Origin of the sequence: Mesorhizobium sp. M1A.F.Ca.IN.020.06.1.1, assembly GCF_004023265.1 — a bacterium.
Classification (GTDB): Bacteria; Pseudomonadota; Alphaproteobacteria; order Rhizobiales; family Rhizobiaceae; genus Mesorhizobium.
In genome coordinates, this window is sequence record NZ_RZSR01000671.1 from 1 (window position 1) to 3,415 (window position 3,415).

Below are 3,415 nucleotides of genomic sequence, written 5' to 3' on the forward strand. Positions count from 1 at the left end.
CGACGACGACTACGGCGCGGCCTCCGCCAAGGCCGTCTTGGAGCTGTCTGAGCCGCCGGCGGCCAATGCGCATCCGCTCTATGGCCCGCCCGACATGCCGCTGACGCTGCCGCGCCGCGGCGGCAAGGCGAACGCCGCTAAGACGACCAAGGATCTGACCGAGCATGTCTGGGCCGGCAGCACCATCAAGCTGACGCTCACCGCCACCGACGATGCCGGCCATACCGCCACCAGTGAGACCAAGACGCTGGTGATGCCGGAGCGGCCCTTCTCCAATCCCCTGGCCCGCGCGGTGATCGAGCAGCGCCGCCTGCTGGCGCTCGACGCCAACGCCAAGCCGCGCGTGCTCGACCTGATGGACGCGATCACCCTGCGCCCGGAGGATACTTTCGACAACATGTCGCATTACCTCGCGATCATGAGCGCCAGGAGCCGGCTGAAGCTTGCCGAGAACGACGACCAGCTGCGCAACGAGGTGGCTTATCTGTGGGAGATCGCGCTCGGCATCGAGGAAGGCAATCTGTCGGCCGCCGAGCGTCGGCTGCGCCAGGCGCAGCAGGCGCTACAGGACGCCATCAAAAACGGCGCCAGCGACGAAGAGCTCGAAAAGGCGATGAAGGAACTTCGCGAGGCGATGAACCAGTTCCTGCAGGAATTCGCCCAGCGCGCCCAGCAGAACCCGAACGCGCCGCAGATGCAGCAGAACGGTCGGGAACTGCGCCAGAGCGACATCAACCGGATGATGGACGAGATCGAGAATCTCGCCAAATCCGGCGACCGAGACCGGGCCCAGCAGTTGTTGTCGGAACTGCAGGACATGATGAACAACCTGCAGGCCGGGCGCCAGCAGCAGGCCGGCGAGCAGGACAGCGAGATGCGCCAGCAGATGGACAAGCTGGGCGAGATCATGCGGCGCCAGCAGGAGATGATGAACGATACCTTCCGCCTCGATCAGATGCAGCGCGGCGATCGGCAGCGCGGTGCAAATCGCGACGAGCAGCTGGGCGAGGATGGCGAGCAGTCGCAGGATGGGCAGAAGCCCGGTGATGACCGCGACCCGCTCGGCCGGCCGAAGCAAATGACGCCGCAGGAATTCGCGGATGCGCTGAAGCAGCTGCAGGAAGGTCAGGGCCAGTTGCAGAGCGAGCTCGACAAGCTGAAGAAGGGCCTCGAAGGCATGGGCATGCAGCCCAATGAGGGCTTCGGCGAGGCCGGCAAATCCATGGGCGATGCCGAGCAGGCGCTGGGCGAAGGCGAAGGCGACCAGGCGGTCGGCCACCAGGGCCGCGCGCTGGAGGCGCTGCGCCGCGGCGCCAAGGAGATGATGAAGCAGATGCAGGCCATGCAGGGCGACCAGGGCGGCAGCGAACAGGGCGGACGTCAGCAGGACGCCGACCGCGACCCGCTTGGCCGGCCGCGCGCCACAAAGGGCCCCGACGACGGCAACTCCGTCAAGGTGCCCGACGAGATCGACGTGCAGCGCGCCCGCCAGATCCTCGAAGCGATCCGCAAGCGCCTCGGCAACGCGCTCAGCCCGGACATCGAGCGCAGCTACCTCGAACGCCTGCTCGAACTGAAATAGCGCCCACACCGGTCACCGCCGACATGCCGAAGCTTGGAACCGTCACCCCGATCCTGCGCATGTTCGATACCGTCAAGGCGCGAGAGTTCTACCTCGGCTTCCTCGGTTTCGAGGTCCGCTTCGAGCATCGCTTCGACGACAACGCGCCGCTCTATATGGGCGTCGCCCGCGACGGCTGCGAGCTGCATTTGAGCGAGCATCATGGCGACGGCTCGCCCGGTGCCAATATACGCATCGAAACGGACGGCATCATTGAGCTGCATCGCGAGTTCAAGGCCAAGAACTACCGCTTCAACAGGCCGGGCCTCGAGACGACGCCTTGGCAGACGAAGGAGGTCACGGTGATCGATCCGTTCGGCAATCGCCTGACCTTTTTCGAAAGAGACTGAGGTAGCGGGCAGCCGCAGGTCGCTCTCGCCACACGCATTGCAGGCCGCGCTGCCTGCCGGTATCGTCATCGTCAAGGGAGACTGGCGATGATCGACTTCTGGTTCTCCATCGGCAGCACCTACACCTATCTTTCGGTGATGCGTCTCGCCGAGGTTGCGGCTGAGACCGGCATCGAGTTCCGCTGGCTACCCTTCAATGTGCGCGCCATCATGATCGAGATGGACAACATTCCCTTTGCCAAGAAGCCGGCGAAGGCCGCTTATATGTGGCGCGACATCGAGCGCCGAGCGGCGATGTACAGGATGGTGCCGAAACTGCCGGCCCCCTACCCGCTGGCCGAGCTCGAACGCGCCAATCGCGTGGCTCTCATCGCGGCGCGCGAGGGCTGGTGCGAAGCCTATGCCCGGGAAACGTACCGGCGCTGGTTTGAAATGGGTGAGCCGGCTGGTAGCGAGCCAAACATTTCGGCTAGCATCGAGAAGGCCGGACAGAAAGCGGAGCCGGTTCTTCGGCGGGCCGACAGCGATGACGCCAAGGCCGAGCTCGCGGCCGCGACGGAGCAGGCCAAGGCGCTCGGCGTCTTCGGCTCGCCGAGCTTCGTCGTCGACGGCGAGCTGTTCTGGGGCGACGATCGCCTTGAGGATGCCATGCGCTGGCTCAAGCGGATGGAGAGCGGACCGCCGGATTGAGCGGACCGTTTCGTACGTCAAAGACTGGCTGTTGCCTGTGCCTGCCTGGTCAGCATGAAAGCCTCGCGGATCGCGTTTTCCATCCCGTCGATCGCTTCGCCCGTCGCCAGCGGATTGCGGTGAAGCACCACATTCGAGGAATCGATGTCGCCGAAGCCGTCGGCGGCGGTCAGTTCGCGGCAATCGGGCGGGATGTTGCTGCGCGAGATCGGTGCGATCGCCAGGCCAGAAGTGACCGCCAGCGTCAGGCCGCCATTGGTGTCGCTGGTGTAGGCGACGCGGTAGTCGAGGCCGCGCTGCTGCAGCGACTTGATCGCGAAGTCCCGACACCAGCCATTGCGGCTGTAAAGCGCGATCGGCACCGGCCGTTCCTCATGCATGTGATGCAGCGTTGACGTCACCCATACCGTGGGATCGTGCATCAGCACATCGCCGCCGGAAAGACCTTCCCACTCGAACACCACCGCAAGGTCGAGTTCGCCGGCCGCAAGCGCCCTCACCTGCGAGTCGGAATGCGCGTAACGCACCGTGACCTCCACGCGCGGGTGGCGTTTGGCGAATTCGCCAAGTGCCCGCGACAAGATTGACCGCCCGTATTCGGCAGGAATGCCGATGCGCACCAGCCCGCCGAGCGGCGGCGCGACCAGCGATGCCGCCGTCTCGTCGAGCAGCGAGACGATGCGGCGGGCGTTGGTGATGAGCTCGCCGCCGCGGCGTGTCAGCGCCACCCCGCGAGAGCCGCGCTCGAACAGGC

At 65.6% G+C, this 3,415-nt stretch carries 4 protein-coding genes; 3 read left to right on the top strand and 1 reads right to left on the bottom strand.

Annotated elements, in window-relative coordinates; translation table 11 throughout:
* From EOA60_RS24740 to EOA60_RS24750, 3 genes are all read left to right on the top strand, one after another.
* The coding region (locus EOA60_RS24740) for a TIGR02302 family protein (RefSeq protein ID WP_128312036.1) at positions 1-1,582 on the top strand (1,582 nt) is incomplete at its 5' end.
* A 23-nt stretch (positions 1,583-1,605) separates the two neighbouring features.
* Positions 1,606-1,971 carry a glyoxalase superfamily protein gene (locus EOA60_RS24745; protein ID WP_095823976.1) on the top strand — a complete coding sequence of 122 codons (366 nt, stop codon included), beginning with the start codon at positions 1,606-1,608 and terminating at the stop codon, positions 1,969-1,971.
* 87 nt (positions 1,972-2,058) lie between these two features.
* The gene (locus EOA60_RS24750) at positions 2,059-2,661 is read left to right on the top strand and encodes a 2-hydroxychromene-2-carboxylate isomerase (RefSeq protein ID WP_095823977.1); all 603 of its coding nucleotides are present in this window, start codon (positions 2,059-2,061) and stop codon (positions 2,659-2,661) included.
* 17 nt (positions 2,662-2,678) lie between these two features.
* Here the strand turns inward: EOA60_RS24750 and EOA60_RS24755 are convergent.
* Positions 2,679-3,415 (bottom strand): LysR substrate-binding domain-containing protein (locus tag EOA60_RS24755; RefSeq protein WP_128312037.1); only part of this gene is annotated, 737 nt, incomplete at its 5' end.